The organism is Pseudomonas sp. 2995-1 (assembly GCF_002742505.1).
GTDB classification, from domain to species: domain Bacteria; phylum Pseudomonadota; class Gammaproteobacteria; order Pseudomonadales; family Pseudomonadaceae; genus Aquipseudomonas; species Aquipseudomonas sivasensis.
Genome location: NZ_LJSA01000490.1, coordinates 1 through 25,123 on the forward strand (window position 1 = coordinate 1; position 25,123 = coordinate 25,123).

At 59.9% G+C, this 25,123-nt stretch carries 24 protein-coding genes and 1 pseudogene; 22 read left to right on the plus strand and 3 right to left on the minus strand.

What is annotated here, in order from left to right:
• Both AOA61_RS24630 and AOA61_RS24635 read left to right on the plus strand, forming a co-directional pair.
• Positions 1 to 378, plus strand: a pseudogene (locus AOA61_RS24630) (L-arabinose ABC transporter permease AraH); the annotation flags it as partial.
• Between the two features lie 654 nt (positions 379 to 1,032).
• Entirely contained in the window at positions 1,033 to 1,836 is an 804-nt protein-coding gene (locus AOA61_RS24635) for an IclR family transcriptional regulator (RefSeq protein ID WP_032887414.1), read from the plus strand.
• Here the strand turns inward: AOA61_RS24635 and AOA61_RS24640 are convergent, their stop codons facing one another.
• Positions 1,837 to 2,889 carry an NAD(P)-dependent alcohol dehydrogenase gene (locus tag AOA61_RS24640; protein ID WP_032887416.1) on the minus strand — a complete coding sequence of 351 codons (1,053 nt, stop codon included), beginning with the start codon at positions 2,887 to 2,889 and terminating at the stop codon, positions 1,837 to 1,839.
• Between the two features lie 182 nt (positions 2,890 to 3,071).
• Here AOA61_RS24640 and AOA61_RS24645 point away from each other — a divergent pair, with 182 nt between their 5' ends.
• Positions 3,072 to 3,965 (plus strand): AraC family transcriptional regulator, encoded by an 894-nt coding sequence (locus tag AOA61_RS24645; RefSeq protein ID WP_032887418.1) that lies wholly within the window; start codon positions 3,072 to 3,074, stop codon positions 3,963 to 3,965.
• Here the strand turns inward: AOA61_RS24645 and AOA61_RS24650 are convergent.
• Complete coding sequence (locus AOA61_RS24650; protein ID WP_095185323.1) at positions 3,962 to 5,353, minus strand: PLP-dependent aminotransferase family protein; 1,392 nt, start codon at positions 5,351 to 5,353, stop codon at positions 3,962 to 3,964. The genes AOA61_RS24645 and AOA61_RS24650 overlap by 4 nt on opposite strands.
• A gap of 349 nt (positions 5,354 to 5,702) precedes the next feature.
• On the opposite strand from AOA61_RS24650, the gene AOA61_RS24655 reads away from it, so the two are divergent.
• From AOA61_RS24655 to glyA, 5 genes are all read left to right on the plus strand, one after another.
• Positions 5,703 to 6,908 carry a benzoate/H(+) symporter BenE family transporter gene (locus AOA61_RS24655; RefSeq protein WP_032887422.1) on the plus strand — a complete coding sequence of 402 codons (1,206 nt, stop codon included), beginning with the start codon at positions 5,703 to 5,705 and terminating at the stop codon, positions 6,906 to 6,908.
• Entirely contained in the window at positions 6,905 to 8,077 is a 1,173-nt protein-coding gene (locus tag AOA61_RS24660) for an FAD-binding oxidoreductase (RefSeq protein WP_095185324.1), read from the plus strand. Before AOA61_RS24655 ends, AOA61_RS24660 begins: the two co-directional genes overlap by 4 nt.
• Before the next feature lie 30 nt (positions 8,078 to 8,107).
• The gene (locus AOA61_RS24665; protein ID WP_050442841.1) at positions 8,108 to 8,539 is read left to right on the plus strand and encodes a Rid family detoxifying hydrolase; all 432 of its coding nucleotides are present in this window, start codon (positions 8,108 to 8,110) and stop codon (positions 8,537 to 8,539) included.
• 95 nt (positions 8,540 to 8,634) lie between these two features.
• A complete protein-coding gene (gene thrC, locus AOA61_RS24670; RefSeq protein WP_099602919.1) occupies positions 8,635 to 9,876 on the plus strand; it encodes a threonine synthase in 1,242 nt (413 codons plus the stop codon).
• A 10-nt stretch (positions 9,877 to 9,886) separates the two neighbouring features.
• Complete coding sequence (gene glyA, locus AOA61_RS24675; protein ID WP_032887426.1) at positions 9,887 to 11,125, plus strand: serine hydroxymethyltransferase; 1,239 nt, start codon at positions 9,887 to 9,889, stop codon at positions 11,123 to 11,125.
• Positions 11,126 to 11,183: 58 nt separating this feature from the next.
• On the opposite strand, the gene AOA61_RS24680 is transcribed toward glyA, so the two are convergent.
• On the minus strand, positions 11,184 to 12,848 hold the full coding sequence (locus tag AOA61_RS24680) for an electron transfer flavoprotein-ubiquinone oxidoreductase (protein ID WP_032887428.1): 1,665 nt from the start codon (positions 12,846 to 12,848) through the stop codon (positions 11,184 to 11,186).
• Between the two features lie 506 nt (positions 12,849 to 13,354).
• Here AOA61_RS24680 and AOA61_RS24685 point away from each other — a divergent pair.
• The 14 genes from AOA61_RS24685 (at position 13,355) to AOA61_RS24750 (ending at position 25,008) form a co-directional block, all read left to right on the plus strand.
• Positions 13,355 to 14,104, plus strand: a complete 750-nt coding sequence (locus AOA61_RS24685) for an electron transfer flavoprotein subunit beta/FixA family protein (RefSeq protein ID WP_032887429.1) — start codon at positions 13,355 to 13,357, stop codon at positions 14,102 to 14,104.
• A gap of 2 nt (positions 14,105 to 14,106) precedes the next feature.
• Positions 14,107 to 15,036, plus strand: coding sequence for an electron transfer flavoprotein subunit alpha/FixB family protein (locus AOA61_RS24690; protein ID WP_099602920.1), 930 nt, complete (start codon positions 14,107 to 14,109; stop codon positions 15,034 to 15,036).
• Between the two features lie 83 nt (positions 15,037 to 15,119).
• Positions 15,120 to 15,935, plus strand: coding sequence for an ABC transporter substrate-binding protein (locus AOA61_RS24695; RefSeq protein ID WP_032887431.1), 816 nt, complete (start codon positions 15,120 to 15,122; stop codon positions 15,933 to 15,935).
• Positions 15,936 to 15,944: 9 nt separating this feature from the next.
• Entirely contained in the window at positions 15,945 to 16,307 is a 363-nt protein-coding gene (locus AOA61_RS24700; protein WP_095185327.1) for a DUF4398 domain-containing protein, read from the plus strand.
• Positions 16,304 to 17,119, plus strand: a complete 816-nt coding sequence (locus tag AOA61_RS24705; RefSeq protein WP_032887435.1) for an OmpA family protein — start codon at positions 16,304 to 16,306, stop codon at positions 17,117 to 17,119. Before AOA61_RS24700 ends, AOA61_RS24705 begins: the two co-directional genes overlap by 4 nt.
• Positions 17,120 to 17,389: 270 nt before the next feature.
• On the plus strand, positions 17,390 to 18,829 hold the full coding sequence (locus tag AOA61_RS24710) for a PLP-dependent aminotransferase family protein (RefSeq protein ID WP_032887437.1): 1,440 nt from the start codon (positions 17,390 to 17,392) through the stop codon (positions 18,827 to 18,829).
• Between the two features lie 104 nt (positions 18,830 to 18,933).
• On the plus strand, positions 18,934 to 19,425 hold the full coding sequence (locus tag AOA61_RS24715) for a translation initiation factor 2 (RefSeq protein ID WP_099602921.1): 492 nt from the start codon (positions 18,934 to 18,936) through the stop codon (positions 19,423 to 19,425).
• A 162-nt stretch (positions 19,426 to 19,587) separates the two neighbouring features.
• The gene (locus AOA61_RS24720) at positions 19,588 to 19,842 is read left to right on the plus strand and encodes a YkgJ family cysteine cluster protein (protein WP_032887441.1); all 255 of its coding nucleotides are present in this window, start codon (positions 19,588 to 19,590) and stop codon (positions 19,840 to 19,842) included.
• A gap of 41 nt (positions 19,843 to 19,883) precedes the next feature.
• The gene (locus tag AOA61_RS24725) at positions 19,884 to 20,489 is read left to right on the plus strand and encodes an START domain-containing protein (protein ID WP_099602922.1); all 606 of its coding nucleotides are present in this window, start codon (positions 19,884 to 19,886) and stop codon (positions 20,487 to 20,489) included.
• Between the two features lie 103 nt (positions 20,490 to 20,592).
• A complete protein-coding gene (locus AOA61_RS24730) occupies positions 20,593 to 20,829 on the plus strand; it encodes a hypothetical protein (protein WP_032887444.1) in 237 nt (78 codons plus the stop codon).
• Between the two features lie 214 nt (positions 20,830 to 21,043).
• The gene (locus AOA61_RS24735; protein ID WP_015885395.1) at positions 21,044 to 21,385 is read left to right on the plus strand and encodes a ribonuclease E inhibitor RraB; all 342 of its coding nucleotides are present in this window, start codon (positions 21,044 to 21,046) and stop codon (positions 21,383 to 21,385) included.
• A 457-nt stretch (positions 21,386 to 21,842) separates the two neighbouring features.
• Positions 21,843 to 23,252 carry a circularly permuted type 2 ATP-grasp protein gene (locus tag AOA61_RS24740; RefSeq protein ID WP_032887446.1) on the plus strand — a complete coding sequence of 470 codons (1,410 nt, stop codon included), beginning with the start codon at positions 21,843 to 21,845 and terminating at the stop codon, positions 23,250 to 23,252.
• A gap of 5 nt (positions 23,253 to 23,257) precedes the next feature.
• Complete coding sequence (locus AOA61_RS24745; protein ID WP_032887448.1) at positions 23,258 to 24,208, plus strand: alpha-E domain-containing protein; 951 nt, start codon at positions 23,258 to 23,260, stop codon at positions 24,206 to 24,208.
• On the plus strand, positions 24,205 to 25,008 hold the full coding sequence (locus AOA61_RS24750; RefSeq protein WP_099602923.1) for a transglutaminase family protein: 804 nt from the start codon (positions 24,205 to 24,207) through the stop codon (positions 25,006 to 25,008). Before AOA61_RS24745 ends, AOA61_RS24750 begins: the two co-directional genes overlap by 4 nt.
• Positions 25,009 to 25,123: the final 115 nt, after the last annotated feature.

Sequence of the window (25,123 nt, forward strand, 5' to 3'; positions counted from 1 at the left end):
AACACCATGGCCATCGGCGGCAACCCGGAAGCGGCGTTGCTGGCAGGGGTGAACGTTGACCGCACCAAGATCCTGATTTTCGCCGTGCACGGCCTGATCGGCGCGTTGGCCGGGGTGATCCTCGCCTCGCGCATGACCTCAGGCCAGCCGATGATCGGGCAGGGTTTTGAGCTGACGGTGATCTCGGCCTGCGTACTGGGTGGGGTGTCGTTGAGTGGTGGGATTGGCATGATCCGCCATGTGATCGCGGGGGTGTTGATCCTGGCGATCATCGAGAACGCGATGAACCTGAAGAACATCGACACGTTTTATCAATACGTAATCCGCGGCTCGATCCTGCTACTGGCGGTGGTCATTGACCGCATGAAACAGCGCTGATCCAGACCCTATGAAAGCCGAATGTGGGAGGGGGCTTGCTCCCGATAGCGGAGTGTCAGCCTGCACATTTGTCTCTGACACACCGCCATCGGGAGCAAGCCCCCTCCCACAGTTTTAATCGGTGGAAAATTTGAATACGGTGTTCTGGTTGTAAGTTTGTATTGGGTTCATCAATGCGTGATCTGCGGTTTGATCCTGCTACTGGCGGTGGTCATCGACCGCATGAAACAACGCTGATCCAAACTCTATAAAGGCCAAATGTGGGAGGGGGCTTGCCCCCGATAGCAGTGGGTCAGGTAATGAATATGTAGCTGACACTCCGCCATCGGGAGCAAGCCCCCTCCCACAGTTTTAATCGGCGGAGAATTTGAACACGGTGTTCTGGTTGTAAGTTTGTATTGGGTTCATCAATGCGTGATCTGCGGTTTGATCCTGCTACTGGCGGGGGGCATCGACCGCATGAAACAACGCTGATCCAAACCCTATGAAAGCCAAATGTGGGAGGGGGCTTGCTCCCGATAGCGGAGTGTCAGTTTGCACATTTGTCTCTGACACACCGCCATCGGGGGCAAGCCCCTCCCACCTATAGATCTCAACTGTATTGACGGGCGGTATTTGCCATAATGCCCGCGCTTTCATACTTATAGGCCCGATATGCAGGAAAACGCCCACACCCCCGTCAAAGACGCCGCCCCCACCGGCACCCAGACCCTGCTGCGTGGCTTGGGCGTGGTGCAGGCAGTGGCGGCCGGTGCGCGGGATCTGAAAGAGATCGCCAAGCGCATCGGCACCACCCGCAGCACCACCCACCGCCTGGCCAGTTGCCTGGTGGATGAGCGTTACCTGCGCGTAGTGCCGCAAGTCGGTTACCTGCTGGGGCCAAAGTTGATTGAACTGGGCTTCCAGGCACGGGAAGAGCTGCCATTGGTGACCCTGGCGGTGCCGTATCTGGACGAGTTGTCCGCGCTGACCGGTGACACCATCCACCTGGCGATTCGCGAATTTGACGACGTGCTGTACCTGCACAAGAACCCCGGCCGCAATGGCCCGGAAATGCGTTCACGGGTCGGCCATCGCATGCCGTTGGCGCGCACGGGCGTAGGCAAGGCAATGCTGCTGGATGACACGGTGCAAGAGTGGCAACGCTTGTACGAAACCAGCCTGCCGGCGGGAGGAAAGAACTTGCAGTGGCCGCAGCACCCGGAGCAATCCTGGGCACAGTTCGAGCAGCGTATGCATGAATATGTGGTGGGCGGTTATGCGTTCGATCTGGAAGACAACGAACCGTCGATCCGCTGCGTGGCGGCGCCGGTGCGCGATGCGAGCCGGCGAATCGTCGCCGGCATCAGCATCGCCAGTACCGTGCCTTATATGCCGCTGGAGAAAATGGCCGAGCTGATCCCTGTCATCAAACAAGTCGCAGCGCGGCTTTCAGCGGAGTTGGGCGCGAAGGTCTGATCAGACCTTCAGGGTCGCCATGTCGATGACAAAGCGGTACTTCACATCACCGGCGATCATGCGGGCATAGGCCTCGTTGATCTGGCGGATGTCGAGCATTTCGATGTCGCAGGTGATGCCATGCTCGGCGCAGAAATCCAGGACTTCCTGGGTTTCGGCAATGCCACCGATCAGCGAACCGGCCAGTACCTTACGGCCCAACACCAGTTTGGCTGCATTCACCGGCGGGTCCACTGGCTCGATCAAACCGACCAGGATGTGCACGCCGTCAAAGCGCAGCACGTCGAGGTAGGGGTTGAGGTCGTGCTGAACGGGGATGGTGTCCAGCAAGAAATCAAAGTGCCCGGCAGCAGCTTTCATCTGCTCGGCGTCGGTGGACACGATCACGTGGTCGGCGCCCTGGCGACGGCCTTCTTCAGCCTTGCTCGCGGAGCGGGTGAACAGCGTGACTTCCGCGCCCATGGCCTTGGCGAACTTGATGCCCATATGGCCCAGACCGCCCATGCCCAGGATCCCGACTTTATCGCCGGCCTTTACGCCGTAGTGCTTGAGCGGCGAGTAAGTGGTAATGCCGGCGCACAGGATCGGCGCGGCGCTGGCCAGGTCGAGCTTGGCCGGAATCTTCACCACAAAGTGCTCGCTGACCACGATGCTGTCGGAGTAGCCGCCCATGGTGTTGCTGCCATCCACACGATCCGGCGTGGCGTAGGTCATGGTCGGGCCTTCGAGGCAGTATTGCTCCAGGTCCGATTTGCACGCTTCACAGTGACGGCACGAATCGACCATGCAGCCTACGCCGACGAGGTCGCCGACTTTATGCGCGGTAACGCTGGCGCCGACGGCAGTGACCTTGCCGACAATTTCGTGACCGGGCATCAGCGGGTACACAGCGATGCCCCATTCGTTGCGCGCCTGGTGGATGTCGGAGTGGCAGACGCCGCAGTACATAATCTCGATCGCCACGTCATCGGCGCGCGGGCTGCGGCGTTCAAACGACATGGGGGCGAGGGGAGTGGTGGCCGACTGGGCGGCATAACCGATGGCGGTATACATGGTGAAACCTCGCAAAAAGCAGTGACAAGTGAGGCGGGCCATTCTCCCCATCGACCGTCGAGGCGACCATGGCGATTGCTCCGAGTCTCATGCCTATTCGTCCGGGAGTGCCCCTTGTTTGGATTTATGTGCCGCCAGACCTGCGATGATGCTCTCATCCCTTTTTCGCGAAGTTTTTTGCCATGTTGTTGACCCGCCATCTCGACGCCAACGCCACGTTGGTTTCCCTGATTGAGGGGCTCACGCCCTGTGACGGTTTTTCCCCTACCCATCTGCCCGGTGTGAAGGTGCTGCGCGCCAGTTGCGACGTGGCGCGCGGCCCGCAGATCTATGAGCCGAGCCTGATGTTCGTTGCCCAAGGCAGCAAACTCGCTTATCTGGGGCCGCGGACCCTGGAGTATGGCGCTGGGCATTACTTGATCCAGGCGATGCCCGTGCCGTTCGAGTGCGAGACATTCGCCATGGCGCCCGGAGCACCGCTGTTGGGTGTGTCGGTGGGTATCGACCGTGTGGTGTTGGGGGAGTTGGTGATGGCCATGGGCATGCAGGCTGGGCCGCCACCGACCCCGCAAACCCTTGAGTCGATGAGTTCGGTGGTGCTGGATGACGCCATGCGCGGTTGCGTCGAACGGCTGTTGCAGTGCCTGCACGATCCGCTGGAAAGCCGGATCATGGGTCCAGCGCGGGTGCGCGAATTGTTGTTCACCGCGCTGCGCGGGCCGCAGGCGGATGTGCTGCGTGCGTTGGTAGAGCAACAGGGGCAATTCTCGCGGATTGCCACGTCGTTGAGTCACCTGCATGCCCATTTCGCCGAGCCGCTCAATATCGAGACGTTAGCCGGGTATGCGCACATGAGTGCGTCGACCTTCCATGAGCACTTCAAGCGCTGCACCTTGCTGTCGCCGGTGCAGTACCTCAAGCGTCTGCGCCTGCTCAAGGCCCAGCAATTGCTGCTGGTGGAAGGCATGGGCGTGGCCCAGGCGGCGCACAACGTGGGTTACCAGAGCACGTCGCAGTTCAGTCGCGAATACAAGCGCTACTTCGAGCGCAACCCGGGGGAAGAGCGCGCGGCTTAGTAGTAACGTCGCGGGTCAGAATCGATCAGGCTGGCCAACTTGGTCAGGGCGAAGCGCAGCTCGTCCTGACTGGTGGGCGACATCAGTACCAGCCGTACACTGCGCGTCACCCCGGAACGTTCGGCCTGGAACTGAGTGCCACTGAGCACCAGCACCCCATTGGCCCGCGCCAGCATGGTGAATTCGTCGCTGGTCCAGGGCTCGGGCAGCGTCAGCCAGACATGGTAGGAGTACGGCTGGGTCTTGAGTTCGTAATTGGCGAAGATCTCCTGGGCAATCGCTTGGCGCCCGGCGGCTTCGTTGCGCTGGATACGAATCAGTTTTTTGTCCAGGCCTTCGGTGACGACATTGCTGGCCAGTTGCGCAGTCAGTGGCGACGGCATCCACACGCTGCTGCGGACCATCGACGTCAAGCGTGACAGTAGTTTTGGCGGGCTGTACAGGTAGCCGATGCGCAGCGCAGGCATCACCGACTTCGACAGGCTGGTCAGGTACACCGAACGGTCCGGGGCGAACGCCGACAGCGGTTTGATTGACGGGTCGGTGGCGAGAAAACCGTAGATGTCATCGTCGAGGATGATGAAGTCGAACTCTTCGGCCAGCGCCGCGATTTGCGCCCGACGCTTTTGCGACATGATCGCCGCCGTCGGGTTCTGGCAGGTTGCCACGCAGACCAGCATCGCCGGTTTTTCGCGCTGGCACAGTTCGCGCAGTGCCTCGGGGATGATGCCTTCGTCATCCATCGGCACGCCCCGCAGACGGCGCTCCAGGCCGTGGGCCAGGGAAATGATGCCGGGGTAGCAAAGCGCTTCGCAGAGCACCAGGTCGCCGGCGTTGGTCAGGGCGCTCATGGCCACCATCAAGCCATGCTGGGCCCCGGCGGTAATGATCACTTGCTGCCACTGCGCATCGGGCAACGAATGCCGCAACCACTGTGCACCCGCCTCGCGATGAGCCGGGTGGCCGCCATCGGGTGCGTAGTCCAGGGCGCGCGCGAAATCGGTGCTCTTGGCCATGCTCACCAATGCATCGCGCAGCCAGTATTCCAGGGTTTCGCTGTAGGGCTTGATGATCGACAGATCGAGCAGTTCGGACTGCCCAAGATTCAAGGGTACGGACGCGCTGTTACTCGCCGGCAGTTCCAGCTGCTTTTGATTGAGCACATACGTGCCGCGCCCCACTTCACCCTGCACCAGGCGACGCCGCTGGGCTTCGCTGTATGCGCGGCTGATGGTGCCCGGCGTGACATTCAGCGTCGTGGCCAGCTCCCGCAGGGTCGGCAGGCGATCGCCTTCGTTCAATACGCCGTTGCCGATATCGCGTGCCAACGCATCGGCAATCGACAAATACATCGGCTGGCCGAATTCGCTTAGCTGGGGAACCCACATGAATGATCACTGCCCATCGTAGAAATGATGAATATCCGAGCATATCACATGGAGGTTAGGCAACTAATAAATCGATACAATTGGCGAATTGATTCGATTGATCCCGTGATTGAATCGATATTGATCGCTAGGTTCAGATATTTTTTGGTTTTTTAATCGCCTTATAAATCAAATAATTAAATGCGTAACGGCGCAAAAACAGGCACGTATAGCAAAAAAACATCCCGTAACAACCTCGCCAGCTATTGAATCAACTCAATTTCTTCAAATACACTCATCTCGAATCGAAGCAATCGACTCAATCTTCCCCTGTTCACTGCCCGGCCCCGCCGCGCCAAGTCGAGACATCATGGACACACTCAGAAAGGATCTATCCCTGTCAGCCGTCATCGCGGGCTTTATTGCCGTGATCATTTCTTATGCCGGCCCTTTGATCATCGTGTTTCAGGCGGCCAAGGAAGCGCACCTGCCCAATGACGTGGTGTCTTCGTGGATCTGGGCGATTTCCATCGGCAGCGGCATCACTGGCCTGTTCCTCAGCTGGCGCCTACGGGTTCCGGTGATTACCGCGTGGTCCACACCTGGCGCGGCATTGCTCGTCTCGATGCTGCCGACGGTGACGCTGCCACAGGCCATCGGTGCCTATGTGGTCGCGTCGGTGATCATTGCCGTGGTGGGGTTGTCCGGCGCATTCGACAAGTTGATGAGTCGACTGCCCAAGGCCATCGCCGCTGCCATGCTTGCCGGCATTCTGTTCCGCTTCGGCGCCGAGCTGTTTACCTCGATCAAGCTGCAACCCGCGCTGGTACTGTCGATGATCGCGGCCTACCTGATCTTCAAACGCCTGTCGCCGCGCTACGCAATTCTTTCGGTGTTGATTATCGGCTGTGCAGTCGCCGCCTCGTTTGGAGAGTTGAACAGCACGGCAATTACCATCGCCGTGGCGCACCCGGTGTTTATCGCGCCGGAGTGGAGTTGGCACGCCATCATCAACATCGGCCTGCCGCTGGCGCTGGTGACGCTGACCGGGCAGTACGTGCCGGGCATGGCAGTGTTGCGCACTTCGGGCTACAACACCCCGGCGCGCTCGATCATTTCGGTGACGGCGATCGGTTCGGTGCTGATGGCACCGTTCGGTTCCCACGGCTTCAACCTCGCCGCGATCACCGCTGCCATTTGCACCGGCCGCGAAGCCCACGAGGACCGCGACAAACGCTACATCGCCGGGATCGCCTGCGGGGTGTTCTACATCCTGATGGGCACCTTCGGCGCGACCCTGGCTTCGGTGTTTTCCGCCTTGCCTAAAGAGTTGATTGCGTCTCTCGCCGGGTTGGCCCTGTTCGGTGCGATCAGCGCCGGGCTGACCGGTGCCATGGCCGACGAGAAGCAACGGGAAGCCGCGTTGATCACCTTCCTGGTCACCGCCTCGGGCATGAGTTTCCTCGGCTTGGCCGCGGCGTTCTGGGGCTTGATCTTTGGTCTCGTCGCCCACTTCGTGCTGACCTACACCCGAGAAAGCAAGGCCATCGCGATGGCTGAGGGCAGCCGTCCATGACCGCCCGTTACGATTTCATAGTGGTGGGCGGTGGCATCGCTGGCGTGTCGGCGGCGTATGAGCTGGCGGCCCACGGCAGCGTTTGCCTGCTGGAGCAGGAGCAGCAACTGGCCTATCACACCACTGGCCGTTCGGCGGCGATCTCCATGGAAAGCTACGGCAACCAGCAGATCCGCTCGCTGACCTGCGCTTCCCGAGGCTTTTTCGAGAACCCGCCCGAAGGCCTGGCCGAACACCCGCTGTGGTCGCCGCGCGGTGCCTTGATCGTGGCGCAAGCGCAGCGGGTGGACAAACTGGCTGCGCGGTTCACCGCGGTGCTCGGGCAAGTGCCCACGGCAAAGTTCCTCGACGACAAACAGGTGCTCGAACTGGTGCCCTACCTGGCCGAAGGCGCCTGGAGCGCAGGCATCTATGAGCCCAGCGCGTTCGACCTGGATGTGCACGGCATTCATGGCGCCTACCTCGGCGGCCTGCGGGGGCGCGGCGGTGTGGTCAAGCGCGAAGCCGAAGTGGTGCGCGGCGAACACCGCAACGATCACTGGACCTTGCACACCGCTGACGGCCAACGGTTGGAGGCGGCGATCGTGGTCAACGCCGCCGGTGCCTGGGCTGATGAGTTTGCCCAGCGTTGCGGGGTGCCCAAGGTTGGTGTGCGGCCGCTGCGCCGCACGGTGCTGGCGGTGGATCCGCAGTGCGACGTGCACCACACGCCGTACCTGGGCACGGTGGACGAAGACATTTTCATCAAGCCGGAAGCCGGGCGCCTGATCGTCTCGCCCTGCGATGAAAACCCGTCGCTGCCCTGTGACGCGCTGCCTGACGAGCTGGACCTGGCGATCACCATGGACCGTCTGCAAAGCACTACGCGCCTTCGTCCACGCTCGATCATCAACAAGTGGGCAGGCCTGCGTACCTTTGTTGCCGACCGGTCCCCGGTGCTCGGCCAGGATCCGCAACACGAGAGCTTTATCTGGCTAGCCGCCCTCGGTGGCTACGGCATTCAAGCCGCGCCAGCCATTGCCCGGCTGTGCAGTCACGCGGCGTTGGGCATCGCCATGCCGACCGATCTGGCGGCGCTGCAACTCAACTACCAGCATTTCTCCCCGGCGCGTTGCCGCGACGAGGCGTTTTCCAGCCTGGCCGTCAAACAGGTTGCCGATTTGCACTAACCCTCCACCCACTTCACAAGGAACGTCACCATGCAGACCAACGCTCAACACCAGTCCGTCGCCAAGCCTTTCCTGGGCGAAGAAAACGTGATCTTCACCGACAAGGCGCCGCTGCCCCTGGGCACGTATTCCCAAGGGATCAAGGTCAGTCACGGGCAAACCATCTACCTGTCGGCACAGACTCCCGTCTCGGCGCTGAACAACGAGGTGCTGGCCAAGGACTTCGAAGGCCAGTTGCGTCAGACCCTGGACAATCTGCAGCAAATGGCCGAGGCCGCAGGCGGCACTTTGGCGAACGTGGTCAAGGTCACGGCGTTCATCACGGACTTGAGCGAGTTCCCGACCCTCAACCGGGTGATGGAGGAGTACTTCACCCAGCCATACCCGGCGCGCACCACTGCCGGGGCCAGCGCCCTGGCGCGCAATACCCTGGTCGCCATCGACGCCATCATGGTGGTCTGAAGCCCACTCTCTGCGTGCAGTGCCCGTCGGTCCGGGGCAGTGGACCGACGTCGGCAGAAAAAGCACCCGCACCGCGTATTTTCAGGGGGTTGGTCATGAAACATTCGTACAGCGAGTATGTGTTGCAGTGCCTGGTCTGCGATCGCAGCTACCAGCCGCATGAGGTCAGCTACTACTGCCCTCATTGCAAAACCGACGGTGCCCTCGATGCGCTTTACGATTATTCGACGCTCAAGCGCCAATGGTCCAGGGACACCCTGGTCCATGATCACGCCCGAGGCATGTGGCGTTATGACCGGCTGATGCCATTGCGTTCGACGCAGTTCATCCCGCCGCTGCTGGTGGGGAACACGCCGCTGTATTCGCGCCCGGAACTGCTAGGTAGGGGCGCGCGGATCAAGGTCTATATCAAAGATGAATCGCGCCAGCCCACCGGCTCGCTGAAAGACCGCGCCAGCGCCCTGGCGGTGGCCCATGCCATGCAGTCCGGTGCACGCACTGTGGCGGTGGCCAGTACCGGCAACGCCGCCTCGGCCCTGGCCGGGATGAGTGCAAGCCTTGGCCTGCATAACGTGATTTACCTGCCCAAAAGTGCGCCCCGCGAGAAGCTCGCTCAGATGCAAGGCTATGGCGCCGAGATTGTACTGGTCGATGGCCAGTACGACGAAGCCTTCGAACAATGCCTCAACGCCTGTGAAACCCACGGTTGGTACAACCGCACCACCGGGATCAACTCGTACATGAGCGAAGGCAAGAAAACCGTGGCCTTCGAGATGTGCGAGCAGCTCAACTGGCAGGTGCCGGATCTGGTGTTCGTGCCGGTCGGTAATGGCTGCATTCTGGGCTCGGTCTACAAGGGGTTCTTCGACCTGCTGCAAATGGGCTGGATCGAGCGTATTCCACGGCTAATCGGCGTCCAGGCCGAGCACAGCAACTTTATGTACCGGGCCTGGCGCAGTGACCGGCCGATGCAGCAGATTGAACGCATTGCCCCCACCAGCCTGGCCAGCAGCATCAATGTGGCCTTGCCGCGCGACCGTCTCAAAGCCATGCGCGCCGTGACGGCCAGCGGCGGCGAGTTCATTTGCGTCAGCGATCCGAGCATTGTCGCGGCGGCTTCCCGCTTGGCCGCCAGCACCGGTGTGTTTCCCGAGGCCGGCGCGGCGAGTGCCTTCGCCGGGCTGCTCAAGTACGCCGAAGCACACCCCGACACCCCGCAGACCGCCGTGATCCTGATCACCGGCAGCGGTTTGAAAGACACCTCCATTTTTCTCTCCAACTCGACCAGGGGCCAGACACGGGTGCAATCCCAGCCCCTGGCCGACCTGCTGACCTAGGAATCCCACCATGAGCCTGCAAAATTTCGACCCCGCCATTGCCCGCCTGATCGACCGTGAACGCAATCGTCAGGAAACCCACCTGGAGCTGATCGCTTCAGAAAACTATGTGAGCGACGAAGTGCTCCAGGCCCAGGGCTCGGTGCTCACCAACAAGTACGCTGAAGGTTATCCGGGCAAGCGGTATTACGGTGGTTGCAAGGTCGTCGACGAGATCGAAAACCTGGCCATCGAACGCGCCCGCAAACTGTTCAATTGTGAATACGTCAACGTTCAGCCGCACTCCGGGTCGCAGGCCAATCAGGCGGTGTTTCTCGCGGTGCTGGAACCCGGCGATACCATTCTGGGGATGTCCCTGGCTCATGGTGGTCACCTGACCCATGGCGCATCGGTGAATTTCTCGGGCAAGTTCTACCAGGCGTTTTCCTACGGCCTGGACCCTGACACCGAGACCCTGGACTACGCCGAAATGGAAGCCCTGGCCCGGCAGCACAAACCGAAGATGATCATCGCCGGGGCCTCCGCCTATTCGCGCACCCTGGACTTCCAGCGCTTTCGCAAGATCTGCGATGAGGTAGGCGCCTACTTGATGGTGGACATGGCGCATTACGCCGGTTTGATCGCGGCGGGCGTGTACCCGTCGCCGGTCGGCATTGCCGACTTCATCACCTCGACCACTCATAAAACCCTGCGTGGCCCGCGCGGCGGCTTGATCCTGGCCAAGGCGCAATACGCGGCGTTGCTCGATAAGACGATTTTTCCGGTCTACCAGGGCGGCCCGCTCATGCATGTCATCGCAGCCAAGGCTGTGGCGTTCAACGAGGCGCTTAGTGATGGGTTCAAGCATTACCAGCAACGGGTGATCGACAACGCCCGCACCATGGCCGACGTCCTCACTCGCCGTGGTTTGCGTGTGGTGTCGGGAGGCACCGATTGCCATATGTTCCTGCTTGATCTGCGCGCGATGAACATCACTGGCAAGGATGCCGAAGCGTTGCTGGAGAGTGCGCACATCACCTTGAACAAGAATGCGATTCCCAACGACCCGCAAAAACCGGCGATCACCAGCGGCATTCGCATCGGTACGCCGGCGCTGACCACCCGGGGCTTTGGGGAGGCGGAGTGTGCTGAAGTGGCAAACCTGATCGCCGACCTGCTGGAGCAGCCGAACAACGCGACACTGCTGGAGAACACCCGGCGCCGGGTGATGCATCTGTGCGAGTGCTTTCCGGTTTATCTGCTGAGCTGACGCAAACAAAAAAGCCAACGCTTTTGGGCGTTGGCTTTTTGTGTTTCAGGCAATCGTCTTACATGTTCGGGTAAGTCGGTCCACCTGCGCCTTCCGGCGTGACCCACGTGATGTTCTGCGAAGGGTCCTTGATGTCACAGGTCTTGCAGTGCACGCAGTTCTGGGCGTTGATCTGGAAGCGCTTCTCGCCGTCTTCCTTGGTGATCACTTCATACACACCGGCCGGGCAGTAGCGCTGTGCCGGTTCATCGTAGAGCGGCAGGTTGGTGCCGATCGGGATGCTCGGGTCTTTCAACTTCAAGTGGCACGGCTGCTCTTCTTCATGGTTGGTACCAGAGATGAACACCGAACTCAGCTTATCGAAGCTCAGCTTGCCGTCTGGCTTAGGGTAGTCAATCTTCGTGCTGTCTTTGGCCAGCTTCAGGCAGGCGTAGTCCGGCTTGGTGTCGTGCAAGGTGAACGGCATCTTGCCGCCGAGGATGTTCTGGTCGAACCAGTTGAAGCCCGCACCGAGGATCGGGCCGAACTTGTGCATCGCCGGGCCGAAGTTGCGGGTGGCGAACAGTTCTTCGTAGAGCCAGCTGGCTTTGAAGCTGTCGACGTAATTGGTCAGTTCATCACCGCCTTCGGACTCTGCCAGCAGGCGCTCGGCCACGGCGTCGGCAGCGAGCATGCCGGACTTCATGGCGGTGTGGCTGCCTTTGATCTTGGCCACGTTCATGGTGCCCAGGTCGCAGCCGATCAGAGCGCCGCCCTTGAAGACCATTTTCGGCAACGAGTTGATGCCGCCCTTGGCCAGGGCGCGAGCGCCGTAGCTGATGCGCTTGCCGCCTTCCAGGTACTGTGCGAGCACCGGGTGATGCTTGAGGCGCTGGAACTCATCGAACGGCGACAGGAAAGCGTTGCTGTAGGACAGGTCGACGATCAGGCCCACGACCACCTGGTTGTTTTCCAGGTGATAAAGGAAGGAGCCGCCAGTGTTCTCGTTGCTCATGATGTCCAGCGGCCAACCGGCGGTGTGGACCACCAGGCCTGGCTGGTGCTTGGCCGGGTCGATTTCCCAGATTTCCTTGAGACCAATGCCGTAGTGCTGGGCGTCGGCGTCGCTGTCCAGGTTGAAGCGCTGGATCAACTGCTTGCCGATATGCCCGCGGCAGCCTTCGGCGAACAACGTGTACTTGCCACGCAGTTCCATGCCTGGGGTGTACACGCCTTCTTTAGGATTGCCTTCGCGGTCGACGCCGAGGTCACCGGTGATGATCCCGCGCACCACGCCGTTCTCGTCGAACAGTGCTTCCTGGGCGGCGAAACCTGGGTAGACTTCCACGCCCAGATTCTCGGCCTGCTGGGCGAGCCAGCGGCACAGGTTGCCGAGGGAGATGATGTAGTTGCCTTCGTTGTGCATGGTCTTGGGCACGAAGAAGTCAGGCACTTTGGTGGAAGCTTCGGGGCTGCGCAGTACATAGATGTCATCGCGCACCACGGGTGTGTTGAGCGGGGCGCCGAGTTCTTTCCAGTCCGGGAACAGTTCGTTCAGGGCCCGTGGTTCAAACACAGCACCGGAGAGGATGTGTGCGCCGACTTCGGAGCCTTTCTCGACCACGCAGACGCTGATTTCCTTACCGGCTTCGGCGGCCTTCTGCTTCAGTCGGCAGGCGGCGGACAGGCCAGCCGGGCCAGCGCCGACGATGACCACGTCGAATTCCATGTATTCGCGTTCCACAGGCTATCTCCTACTCAAGGCTCAACAGGCTTTTTTTCTAATGGGTGGAGGTTCGGTGTCGTCTTGCGGCAACGGCAAGACCCACCTTTCTCTCTAGGTGGCGCATTATATATAGACCACTGTCAGCGTCCAATACAAACGTTTGTTTGAATTGCCCGCAGGCTAGGAAAATCAAAGCAACGCGGCTTATGACTGGCCATTTTGCCGTATTGACCAGAATAGGCGTTCCGGTCAATATACGGTCGGTTTTGCGCTTACCGTAGGCAGACAGCAGGTTTCAAGAGCACGTCCAAAAGCGAAACAGGTGACGCACGCCTAAACACCGGCGCGCAGTTTACACGCCGCGATAAAGAATGACCTCTCAGTCACCACTGACGAACGGTCGTCATTTCCCGTGAGCAAGGTCATTTGCCCAGGTTTTTGGAGGTGCCCTTGTGTGCCGATGAGCATCAACCGCCAGGTTCGCCTAGGCGACTTTCTTTTCACCGGAGAGTAACGAGGAATCCATGAAGGTTCTTGTAGCTGTCAAACGCGTTGTCGATTACAACGTGAAAGTTCGCGTCAAGGCGGACAATTCCGGCGTCGATCTTGCTAACGTCAAGATGTCGATGAACCCTTTCTGTGAAATCGCTGTGGAAGAAGCCGTACGCCTGAAAGAGAAAGGCGTAGCGACTGAAATCGTCGTGGTTTCCATCGGTCCTACCACTGCTCAAGAGCAGCTGCGTACCGCCCTGGCACTGGGCGCTGACCGCGCTATCCTGGTCGAATCCGCTGAAGACCTGACCTCCCTGGCCGTTGCCAAGCTGCTCAAGGCTGTTGTCGACAAGGAACAGCCTCAGCTGGTGATCCTCGGCAAACAGGCCATCGACAGCGACAACAACCAGACTGGCCAGATGTTGGCTGCACTGACCGGTTACGGCCAGGGCACCTTCGCCTCGAAAGTCGAAGTAAGCGGCGACAGCGTTGCCGTGACCCGCGAAATCGACGGCGGCGCACAAACGGTTTCCCTGAAACTGCCGGCCATCGTCACCACCGACCTGCGTTTGAACGAGCCGCGCTACGCGTCCCTGCCAAACATCATGAAAGCCAAGAAGAAGCCTCTCGAAGTGCTGACTCCGGACGCTTTGGGCGTTTCCACCGCCTCCACCAACAAGACCGTCAAAGTCGAAGCGCCGGCTGCACGCAGCGCGGGCATCAAGGTCAAGTCGGTGGCTGAACTGGTCGAGAAACTGAAAAACGAAGCGAAGGTAATCTAACCATGACTATCTTGGTAATCGCAGAACACGACAACAAAGTGCTGGCCCCGGCCACGCTGAACACTGTTGCTGCTGCCGCCAAAATCGGTGGCGACATCCACGTGCTGGTAGCAGGCCAAGGCGCTGGCGCCGTGGCTGAAGCCGCTGCCAAAGTGGCTGGCGTGAGCAAAGTACTGCTGGCCGATAACGCCGCCTACGCTCACCAGCTGCCGGAAAACGTCGCTCCACTGGTTGCAGAGCTGGGCGCTGGCTACAGCCATATCCTGGCTGCCGCTACCTCCAACGGCAAAAACATCCTGCCACGCGTTGCCGCGCAGTTGGACGTTGACCAGATCTCCGAGATCATCTCGGTTGAAAGCGCCGATACCTTCAAGCGCCCGATCTACGCCGGTAACGCCATTGCCACCGTGCAATCGACTGCTGCCGTCAAAGTCATCACCGTGCGTGCCACCGGTTTCGATCCGGTTGCTGCTGATGGTGGTTCGGCTGCCGTTGAAGCCGTCTCCGCTGCCCACGACGCTGGCACTTCCAGCTTTGTTGGCGAAGAGCTGGCCAAGTCGGACCGTCCTGAGCTGACCGCTGCCAAGATCGTCGTATCCGGCGGTCGTGGCATGCAGAACGGTGACAACTTCAAGCACCTGTACGCCCTGGCCGACAAGCTGGGCGCTGCGGTTGGCGCTTCCCGCGCCGCCGTCGACGCAGGTTTCGTACCCAACGACATGCAGGTCGGCCAGACCGGCAAGATCGTGGCGCCACAGCTGTACATTGCCGTCGGTATCTCCGGCGCGATCCAGCACTTGGCCGGTATGAAAGACTCCAAAGTGATCGTTGCGATCAACAAGGACGAAGAAGCACCGATCTTCCAGGTGGCTGATTACGGCCTGGTGGCGGACTTGTTCGAAGCCGTACCTGAGTTGGAGAAGCTGGTCTAATCCAGCCGCTTCACTTATAAAGAGCCCGGTCTTGCGACCGGGCTTTTTTTTGTCCGGCCTTTTTGAATATCGGAGAAACCGCCATGGAACTGCGTCCCTGGGCACTATTGCTGGGCCTGTCGCTGCTGCCGAGCCTGACCTTGGCCGCTGGCAAATGTGAGCGCCTGGTGATCACCGGCAGCCCTGACGCACCGCCCTTGTTATGGCGCGACCCCCAAGACCCCACGCACCTGATCGGCGCCACCGCCGACGTGCTCCAGCAAGTGGCAAAGGACCTAGGGTTGAAGATCGACCTGCTTTACGGCGGCAAGCGTTCCCAGGCCTTGGATGAGGTGCGCAGCGGCCGTATGGATATATTCGCCGATACGCCGCTAAACCTCGGCGAGCTGGAAAATCTTGATTACATCCACCCGGCGTTGGTGCAGACCGATTATCTCGTCTGGACGCGCAAAGACTCGGCACTGGTCTACACCACAGCTGCCGACCTGCACGGGCACAAGGGTGCAGTATCGGAGCGTTCCCGTTTTAGTGCCGGATTCGAAACCTTCGCCGGTGAGCAACTGACCTTACAGCGCCTGCCGACGTTGACTCCGGCGTTCCAGAAACTGCTGCTGGGGGAGGTGGAGTACGTGCTGGCGGGACGTTATTCCGCAATGGCCATGGCTCAGACACTGGGCATGAGCAACGACCTGATCGCCCGCGATGTTCCGATCGATCAGCCGGGGCTGTACCTGGCGATTTCCCACAACTCGGCCTGCAATGATCCGTGGTTGCGCGGACAGCTCACCAAAAAGATGACAGAATTGCCCGGGTCTGGTGTGACGGAAGCCGCGCTGCAGCGCAATCTGGAGCGTTGGAAAGCGCAATTGCAACAACCCGTCGGCACCCCAACAAAGTAGGGATTTTCAGTGACTCTTCGACCTTTTTTCGCGGCCCTCGCCGTTGTCGCTCTGGCGGGATGTGCGGCCGATCCTGCGCCGAATGAACAAATTCGCCTCACCCAGCAAGCCCTGGAGCAAGCCAACGCGGTGGGCGCCAGCGCCGATGAATCCCCTGAACTGAAGCTGGCCGAAGACAAATTCGCCCAGGCCAAGGCCGAAATGGCCGACCAATCCTACAAAGACGCGCGCATGCAGGCCGAACAGGCCGAGTTGGACGCGCGCCTGGCCGAAGCCCAAGTGCTGACTCGCAAGAGCCAGGAACAACTGAACGTGCTTAACACCCGCATCACGCGCCTGCGCAAGCAATTGCAGTTAGGGGAAGCCCAATGAGTCGGATGATCCGTGGAGTGGGTTTTACCGTGCTGCTGGGCAGTGCGGTGCTGGGCGGTTGCGCCAGTCACCCGAATGGCGAGCAAGCCTTGCAACAGGCTGGCAGCGACTTCCAGAAGGTCAAGGAAGACGCCAACGTGCTGCGCATCGCGCCTAAAGACGTGATTCGCGCCGGTGAATCCTTGGCGCGGGCTGACCGCTTGTCCAGCTATTGGGGCAGCGGCGCCGACGTGGTGCATTACGCCTACCTGAGCCAGCGCTACAGTGCCATCGCCCGTGAACACACCGAGCAGGCACTCAACGAGGAACGTGCCGCCAAGCTCGAACTGGAACGCCAACGCCTGCAACTGGCCCTGCGTGAAAGCAAGCTGATCAGCGTGCAGCAACAGGGCAAATGGCTGGAAGAACAGATAGCCAGCCTGACCACCACCCAGACCGATCGTGGCCTGGTGATGACCTTGGGCGATGTGCTGTTCGATACCGGCGAAGCGGAGTTGAAGAACTCGGCCAACCGCACCGTGCTGAAAATCGTGCAGTTCCTGCAATTGAACCCCAAGCGCGTAGTGCGCATTGAGGGTTACGCCGACAACACCGGCGGCCAGCAGGAAAACCTCAAACTGTCCCGTGACCGCGCGCAATCGGTGGCCGATGTGTTGGTGGATCTGGGAATCGATGAAAAGCGTATCCAGGTCGAAGGCTATGGTGACCAATACCCGGTGGAAGCCAACGCCTCCGAACGAGGTCGCGCGCAGAACCGTCGGGTCGAGATTGTGTTTTCCGACGAGAAAGGCCAACTGGGCGCCGCTCGCTAAAGGCTTGCCCCGATCAAAACTGTGGGAGGGGACTTGCCCCGATGACGGAATATCAGTCACCGAAAAAGCTGACTGAACTACCGCTATCGGGAGCCAGACCCTCCCACAGTTTTTTCGTATAAACCTGAAAATTCTATCCGCCACCCTTACAGTTTTTACTGTCACTCCCGCGCGCGCTCGACTATTGTGGCAACTGTCCCCGTACACTTTCAAACTGTGCCGGTATGTTTCACACAAAAATAAAATACCCGTGAAATCGAGTGCTGCGTCATGACCAATCTGTTGCTTTACCAACGTATCGCCCAGCAACTGGCTGAGGACATCCGACGCGGTGTCTATCAACCGGGTGAGCGCGTGCCCTCGGTGCGCAAGATGAGCTCCCAGCTCAATGTGAGCCACGCCACGGTATTGCAGGCTTACGCCAACCTGGAAGACCAGGGGCTGATCCGGGCGCGGCCGCAGTCCGGCTACTACGTGCACCAGACGCCTGCGCTCACGGCGCCGACACCGGATATCGCACGGGTCGAGCGCCCGGGGTTGGTTACGCGCAGCAGCATCATTCAGCAGGTTTTGGGCGAATCGCGCCGCGAAGGCGTGTTCCCGCTGGGCGCCGCCGTGCCGAGTGTCGACTACTTGCCGGTGCGGGCGCTCCACCAGCAGTTGGCCAAGGTCACGCGGTTCCAGAGCCCGCGCGCGTTCAGTTATATGTTCAGCCCAGGTTTCGAGCCGCTGCGCCGCCAAGTGGCGATCCGCATGCGCGATGCGGGCGTTGTGGTGGATCCGTCCGAAGTAGTCATCACCCACGGTTGTGTCGATGCATTGCAGATGTCTTTGCGCGTGCTGACGCGTCCCGGCGACTTGATCGCGGCTGAATCACCGACGTATTACGGCTTGCTGCAACTGGCCGACTTGCTGGGCCTTAAAGTCATTGAGATCCCCAGTGATCCGTCCACCGGCATGAGCCTGGAGGCCTTGCAACTGGCGGCCAACCAATGGTCGATCAAGGCCCTGGTGCTGACCACGCGCCTGAGCAACCCCTTGGGCGGCACCATGCCCGAGGAGCGGCAGAAACAGTTGCTGCGCCTGGCCTCGGATTTCGATATCCAGATTGTCGAGGACGATATCTACGGCGAGTTGATGTTCGAAATCGGTCGCACCAAGGCCCTCAAGGCCTACGACCGCCTGGACCGGGTGATCTATTGCTCAAGCTTCTCCAAGACGTTGTCGCCGGGTGTGCGTATCGGCTGGATGATCGCCGGTAAGTACCAGCAGGAAATTCAGCGCCTGCAAATGTTCAGCACCCACTCGGCGTGCAGCGTCACTCAGATGGGCGTGGCGGCGTACCTGGAGAACGGCGGCTACGACCGGCATCTGCGCTACATCCGCCAGGAATACCGCAAGAATCTCAGCGCCTTCCAACTGGCAGTGCAGCAGTATTTTCCCGAAGGCACCCAGATGACCCGTCCGACCGGCGGTTTTATCCTGTGGGTCAGTTTGCCCGGACGCGTCAATACCCAGGAACTGCACGTGCGCGCCCTGCAACAGGGCATCAGCATCGCGCCGGGGTTGATCTTCAGTAACACCGAGCAGTTCAACCACTGTATTCGCCTTAACTGCGGCACCCCGTGGAACCGCGAGGCAGAGCGGGCGCTGATGACGTTGGGGATGCTGGCCAGCCAGTTGTGTCAGGAAACCGCGGCAGGATTTTGAGGCGCTGAAAGGGGACAACTCCGATAGCTGGCTAATCACCGCCCTTGTCATGGCGCGCACAACAAGCGAGCATATGGCCCTCTGCCGTTAATGCTGTAGGCGATATGACCTCGATTGTTCGTGCTGTTTTGGTGATTGGCCTGTTAAGCCTGTGCAACGTCAGCACAGTGCTGGCGGCGGCACCTGTGACTGAAAACAAGCCTGCTGCCACTACCGAGCAGAACGCTCCGGCAAAGAAGCCAAGCCCCGCCAAGCAAGCCTCCGTTACGAAGAAACAAGCCGCCACGGCGAAAAAGCGTGCAGCGAAGGCGAAAAAGTCCAAGTCAGCCCAGGAAGTGGCACAGACCAAGCTGCCACCGGCACAGTTGGATCTGTCGCTGCCGTCGGACATGGTCAGGCACCTGCAGCCCCTCGGCACCATGCCCAAGCCCCAGAGCGTGCCGTTGCTGCCGCCGATGTTTGGCGAAAAGCCCACCGACAACAGTGCCTTCCAGATCAATGGCCGTCTGCTCAGCAATGAGATGAAGCTACAACTGCGGAACGAAGAGCGCCGTGACGTGGAGGGTGCAGCGCTGGAATTCGAGTTCAAGCAATAAACGTTTCCCATCGACGTGACGCAGGCCAATGACCATCTGTCGCAGACTGGTCAGTCATGTTTTTTTTATGCGAAAAACCCCTGTTAGACCATTTTAAAACGGCTGTTTAAGGGCGTACTCTAGCCCGGCCATCCCTATTGAGTCGTCGAGGACCTGCTGGTCATGAATTGCCGTGAAGGCTGTGGCGCTTGCTGCATCGCTCCCTCCATCAGTTCGCCATTACCCGGAATGCCCCATGGCAAACCGGCGGGCGAACGCTGCCTGCACCTGTCGGTCGAACAGCTGTGCCAACTGTTCGGCCAACCGGAACGCCCGGCGGTGTGCAGTGATTTCAAGGCGGATATCGATGTCTGCGGCACCGACCAAGCTGACGCGATCCGGTTGATCGGCTGGTGGGAGCAAATGACGGCGGCTTGATGGGCTTTACTATCGGAACTTCAACAATAAGGAATACAACAATGGGTTCGCTGAAACGAATGGCTGTGCTGTGCGGGTTTACGGTGTTGTTCGCTGCCACTGCCCAGGCTGAGGATTGGCAAGTCGCCAAGGATGAGGACGGTATCAAGATTTCCCTGAGCGAAATCGCCGGCTCCAAGTACAAGGCGTATCGCGGTGTGACCGTGATCAAGGCCCCCGTGGCCAAGATCCAGGCCCTGCAGGAAGATGTGGCAGGCGCCTGTTCATGGATTCATGAGTGTAAATCCCAGAAGTTGGTGGACAGGAAAGGCGATGAGGCCTGGACCTACACCCAGTTCAAGGCGCCGTTCCCGGTGACCGATCGCGATTCGTATATCCATGTCACCACCACCAAGGACGCCGATGGCAGCGTGACCCGCAAGTTGCAGGGCGTGCCTACCTACAAGCCTGAAGAGAAAGGTTACGTGCGTGTTGCCCAGGTTGAGGGTTTCTGGAAGCTGGTGCCTAAAGGCGCCAATGAAACCGAAGTCACTTATCAGGTTCACACCGAGCCAGGCGGCAGCGTGCCTTCGTGGTTGGCGAACAAGTTTGTGGTGGACGCGCCGTTCAACACTTTGAAAGCCTTGAAAGAACACGCTGAAAAATAAGTGCAGTTGATCAGGTGTCTCCGGACTTGAGCGGAACGTTTTCCGAGCCCTCAAGGTCCAGATAGTTGTAAGCCCAAACACGGGTTTTATCGAGGAGGCACCGATGCAAAAGTGGCAGATTACCTTCGTTGATGATCACGGCGTCCAGTCCGTGGAGCAGTTCACCTGCGACCAAAAGCCCAGCCTCGAAGATGCGGCACACATGATTCGCAACAAGTTGGTCCCCGTCGCAGCCGAACTCGACCTCAATGACTTGGAGGGCCGCAAGCCCGAGCCTACGGTCAAGATCCTGAAAGACCAGAACAGTATCCAGATCCTCGATATCTCGCCCGCCGTCTGAACATTCCCGCTATGCCATCCATGCGCCTCTGGTGGAGGTGATAGCTTCGCGCTACTCTGCAAGTGAGATCAGCGAATGAATCGCTAAGGTCTGGTCTTGTCAGCTACATGCTTGTTTTCCTGCGGTGATGTTATTGCCGTGGTGCCCGCGCCAGCAGCGCGCGGGGCTTTGGGAAGCACGGAAAGTCTATCCATCAGTTTGAGGAGGACGTTTCATGAGCACAGCCTATCAAGAAGACATCAGCACCAACGTTCTGCGCCGCATGAAAGAGGGCGGCTTCGACTTTTCACGCTTCCACCCCATCGAGTTCTACGCCATTTTCCCGGATGAGGAACGGGCGCGCAGGGCTGCGGGTGAGTTTCGTGGAGAATCACTGAATGCCCAGGTCAGCGCGCGCGACGATGGCGCCTGGTACCTGGAACTGAGCAAAATCATGTTCGCCACCTACGACGGCATAGGAGACTTCGAGCAGGACTTTGAGGCGGTGGTCGAGCCGCTGGGCGGGATCATCGAAGGATGGGGCGTCAAGCAGGAGGTGCGTGGGTTACCCATGTAGCGCAATTGTATGAGTAACGCAGCGTATCGGCTGACCTTAGGGTCGGCCGATTTTGTATGGGTTGCGAGAAAATTCCTGGAACTTGCGCTGCCTTTTCGTGCACCAAAAAAAAAGCCATCCTAAAAGGATGGCTGAAAGGGAAGACCTTAGGAGTCAGTCAGTACACGAGCTGTCACGGTACCGAGTGTGCAAGGGGTAAAGCTGTAGGAAAGATCCTGTTCAGCTGATGGAGGCGATTATCCGCACCCTTCGTCGAGCAGTGAAATCAACTCTGGCTATGCTGTTGATAGTCAAAGCCTGCATTGCGATGAAGCGTGCAGCAATACGACGGGCGTTCTGCGCACCAGGACGGTGCGATCAGCGCTTCGCTTTTATTTAACTCACTGTTTTTTAAGTGTTTATGCCGCTGGCACGGGCCTTGCGATGGTTCTTGCGTCCGGGTGACAAGGAGTACGGCATGATCCGCACTTATTACGACGAAATGTACGATGGAGCGGGGCAGGTCCGCCCCCATTACCGCGAGTTCGCCCGCTGGTTGGCCGAGACCCCTGCAGAACTGCTGGCCCAGCGCCGGCGTGAAGCCGATTTGCTGTTTCATCGCGCCGGTATCACCTTCACACTTTATGGCGACGAGCAGGGCACCGAACGCCTCATTCCTTTCGACACCATCCCTCGCAGTATCCCCGCCAGTGAGTGGCGAATTGTGGAGCGCGGCTGTATCCAAAGGGTCAAGGCGCTGAACATGTTCCTTGCCGACCTGTACCACGAGCAACGCATCATCAAGGCTGGGATCATCCCCGCCGAACAGGTGTTGGCTAACGAGCAATACCAGTTGGCGATGCAGGGTTTGGACCTGCATCGCGACCTGTATTCCCACGTCTCCGGGGTCGACCTCGTACGCGATGGCGACGGCACTTACTATGTGCTTGAAGACAACCTGCGCACACCGAGCGGCGTGAGTTACATGCTCGAAGACCGCAAGATGATGATGCGCCTGTTCCCCGAACTGTTCGCCGCCCAGCGCATCGCGCCCATCGACCACTATCCCAACCTGTTGCTCGACACCCTTAAAAGCTCCAGTCCTTTGGATAACCCCAGCGTGGTGGTGCTGACGCCGGGGCGCTTCAACAGCGCGTTCTTTGAACATGCGTTCCTTGCCCGGGAAATGGGTGTGGAACTGGTGGAAGGCGCCGATCTGTTCGTACGTGATGACCGCGTCTTCATGCGCACCACCGACGGACCTAAGGCGGTGGACGTGATCTACCGCCGTCTCGATGACGCGTTCCTCGACCCGCTGGCCTTCAACCCGGATTCCATGCTCGGTGTGCCGGGTCTGCTGGCGGCCTATCGCTCCGGCAACGTGGTGCTGGCCAACGCCATCGGCACCGGGGTGGCGGATGACAAGTCGGTGTACCCCTTCGTTACCGAGATGATCCGTTTCTATCTGGATGAAGAACCGATCCTAAAGAACGTTCCTACCTTTCAATGCCGTAAGCCTGACGAATTGTCCCACGTACTGGCCAACCTGCCGGACCTGGTGGTCAAGGAAACCCAAGGCTCCGGCGGCTACGGGATGTTGGTGGGGCCGGCGTCCACGGCGGCTGAAATCGAAGCGTTCCGGGCGCGAATCAAAGCCAAGCCTCATGCCTATATCGCACAGCCGACCCTGTGTTTATCCACCTGCCCGACCTTTGTCGAAAACGGTATCGCCCCGCGCCACATCGACCTGCGCCCGTTTGTGCTGTCCGGCAAGGAAACCCGTGTGGTGCCGGGCGGCTTGACCCGCGTGGCGCTGCGCGAAGGTTCGCTGGTGGTCAACTCGTCCCAGGGCGGCGGCACCAAAGACACCTGGGTGGTTGAGGACTGAATGCCATGTTGAGTAGAACTGCCTCGGATTTGTATTGGATGTCGCGCTATCTGGAGCGTGCGGAAAACCTCGCGCGCATGCTCGATGTCAGTTATTCGCTGTCGCTGATGCCTCAGGATGGGCGCGGCGATGGCCTGCATGAATTAGCCATGCCGCTGCTGATCACCGGCACCCTGGATGATTACCGCGAGCGCCACGGTGAATTGCATGCCGAACGCCTGCTGCACTTCTTTGCCCTGGACGCGGCCAACCCGGCGAGCATCTACAGTTGCCTCGGCTCGGCGCGGGCCAGCGCCCATGCGGTGCGTGGGCGAATTACCGCCGACATGTGGGAAAACATCAACGCCACTTGGTTGGATATTCGCGATATCGCTCAGCAAGGTCTCAGCCGCTACGGTATGAGTCGCTTCTGTGAGTGGGTTAAGGAACGCTCCCATCTGTTTCGAGGGGCGACCTACGGCACCATCATGCGCAACGATGCATTCCGTTTCATTCGTTTGGGCACCTTTATCGAACGCGCTGACAACACCCTGCGTTTGCTTGATGCGCGCTATGAAATGGCCGGCGACCGTGCTGAAGCCGTCACCGATGGCACGGCACACGCCTACTATCAATGGAGTGCCTTGCTGCGGGCGTTGTCGTCGTTCGAGGCCTACACCGAGATCTATCGCGACGCCCCTGGCGCCCGGCAAGTCGCCGAATTATTGCTGTTACGCGCCGATGTGCCGCGCTCGCTGCGTGCCTGCAGTGAAGAAATCGACCAGATCCTTGCCAGCCTGCCCGGCCTCAACGGTCGACCGGCCCAGCGCTTGGCCGCCGAAATGGACGCGCGCCTGCGCTTTACCGCGATCGATGAAATCCTTGAGGAAGGCCTGCACGCCTGGCTGACCGACTTTATCCCCCTGGTCCGCCAATTGGGCGACGCCATCTACAGTTCCTACCTGGAGGCGGCATGAGACTCTCCATCAGCCACGAAACCACCTACCACTACGAGGACCAGGTTCGCGCCAGCATCCAATACCTGCGCCTGACGCCCCATGACAGCGAGCGTCAGCACGTGCTCAGTTGGCAACTGGACCTGCCGCGCCCGGTGCGCGCCCAAGTGGACCCTTTCGGCAATATCCTGCACGTGTTGACTCTTGACGAACCCCATGACGCCATCATCATCGGCGCCCGTGGCCAAGTGGATATCGACGAATTACGCGAAGCCGAGCATGAGAGCCAGTCGGCGTTTCCGTTCCTGCGTTGCACGCGCCTGACTGAACCGGATGACGCCTTGCGTGGCTTTGCCGCACAGCATTGTCGTCAGCGTCGCGATCGCACCGCGCTAATCGATCTGATGCACGCGCTCAACCAAGCGATGGTCTACACGCCAGGCGCTACTGAGGTCGACACCTGCGCCGCCGAGGCCTTCGCTGGGGCTGCGGGCGTGTGCCAGGACCACACCCACGCGTTCCTGGCCTGCGCACGCAGCCTGGGCATTCCTGCGCGGTATGTGTCGGGGTATTTGTACACCGAAGACAGTACGCATCTGGCCAGCCACGCCTGGGCCGAAGCCTGGTTGGATGACGCCTGGTACAGTTTTGACGTGACCAACCAATTGGCGCGCCCGGAGCGGCATCTCAAGCTGGCTGTGGGACTGGATTACCTGGATGCGTGCCCCGTACGCGGCATGCGTCGTGGCGGCGGGCATGAGCAAATGCACGCGAAGGTGTTTGTGGCGCCGACGCCGGTGGTTTCTGTGCAGCAGCAATAAATGATGAGTGGGTCGTGGCTTGTTGGGGGGAGAGAGCTTTCTGTGGTGAGCGGGCTTGCCCCGCGCTAGGAAGCGAAGCAGCCCCAAGACCATCCGCCGCGTAATGCCTGCCCGA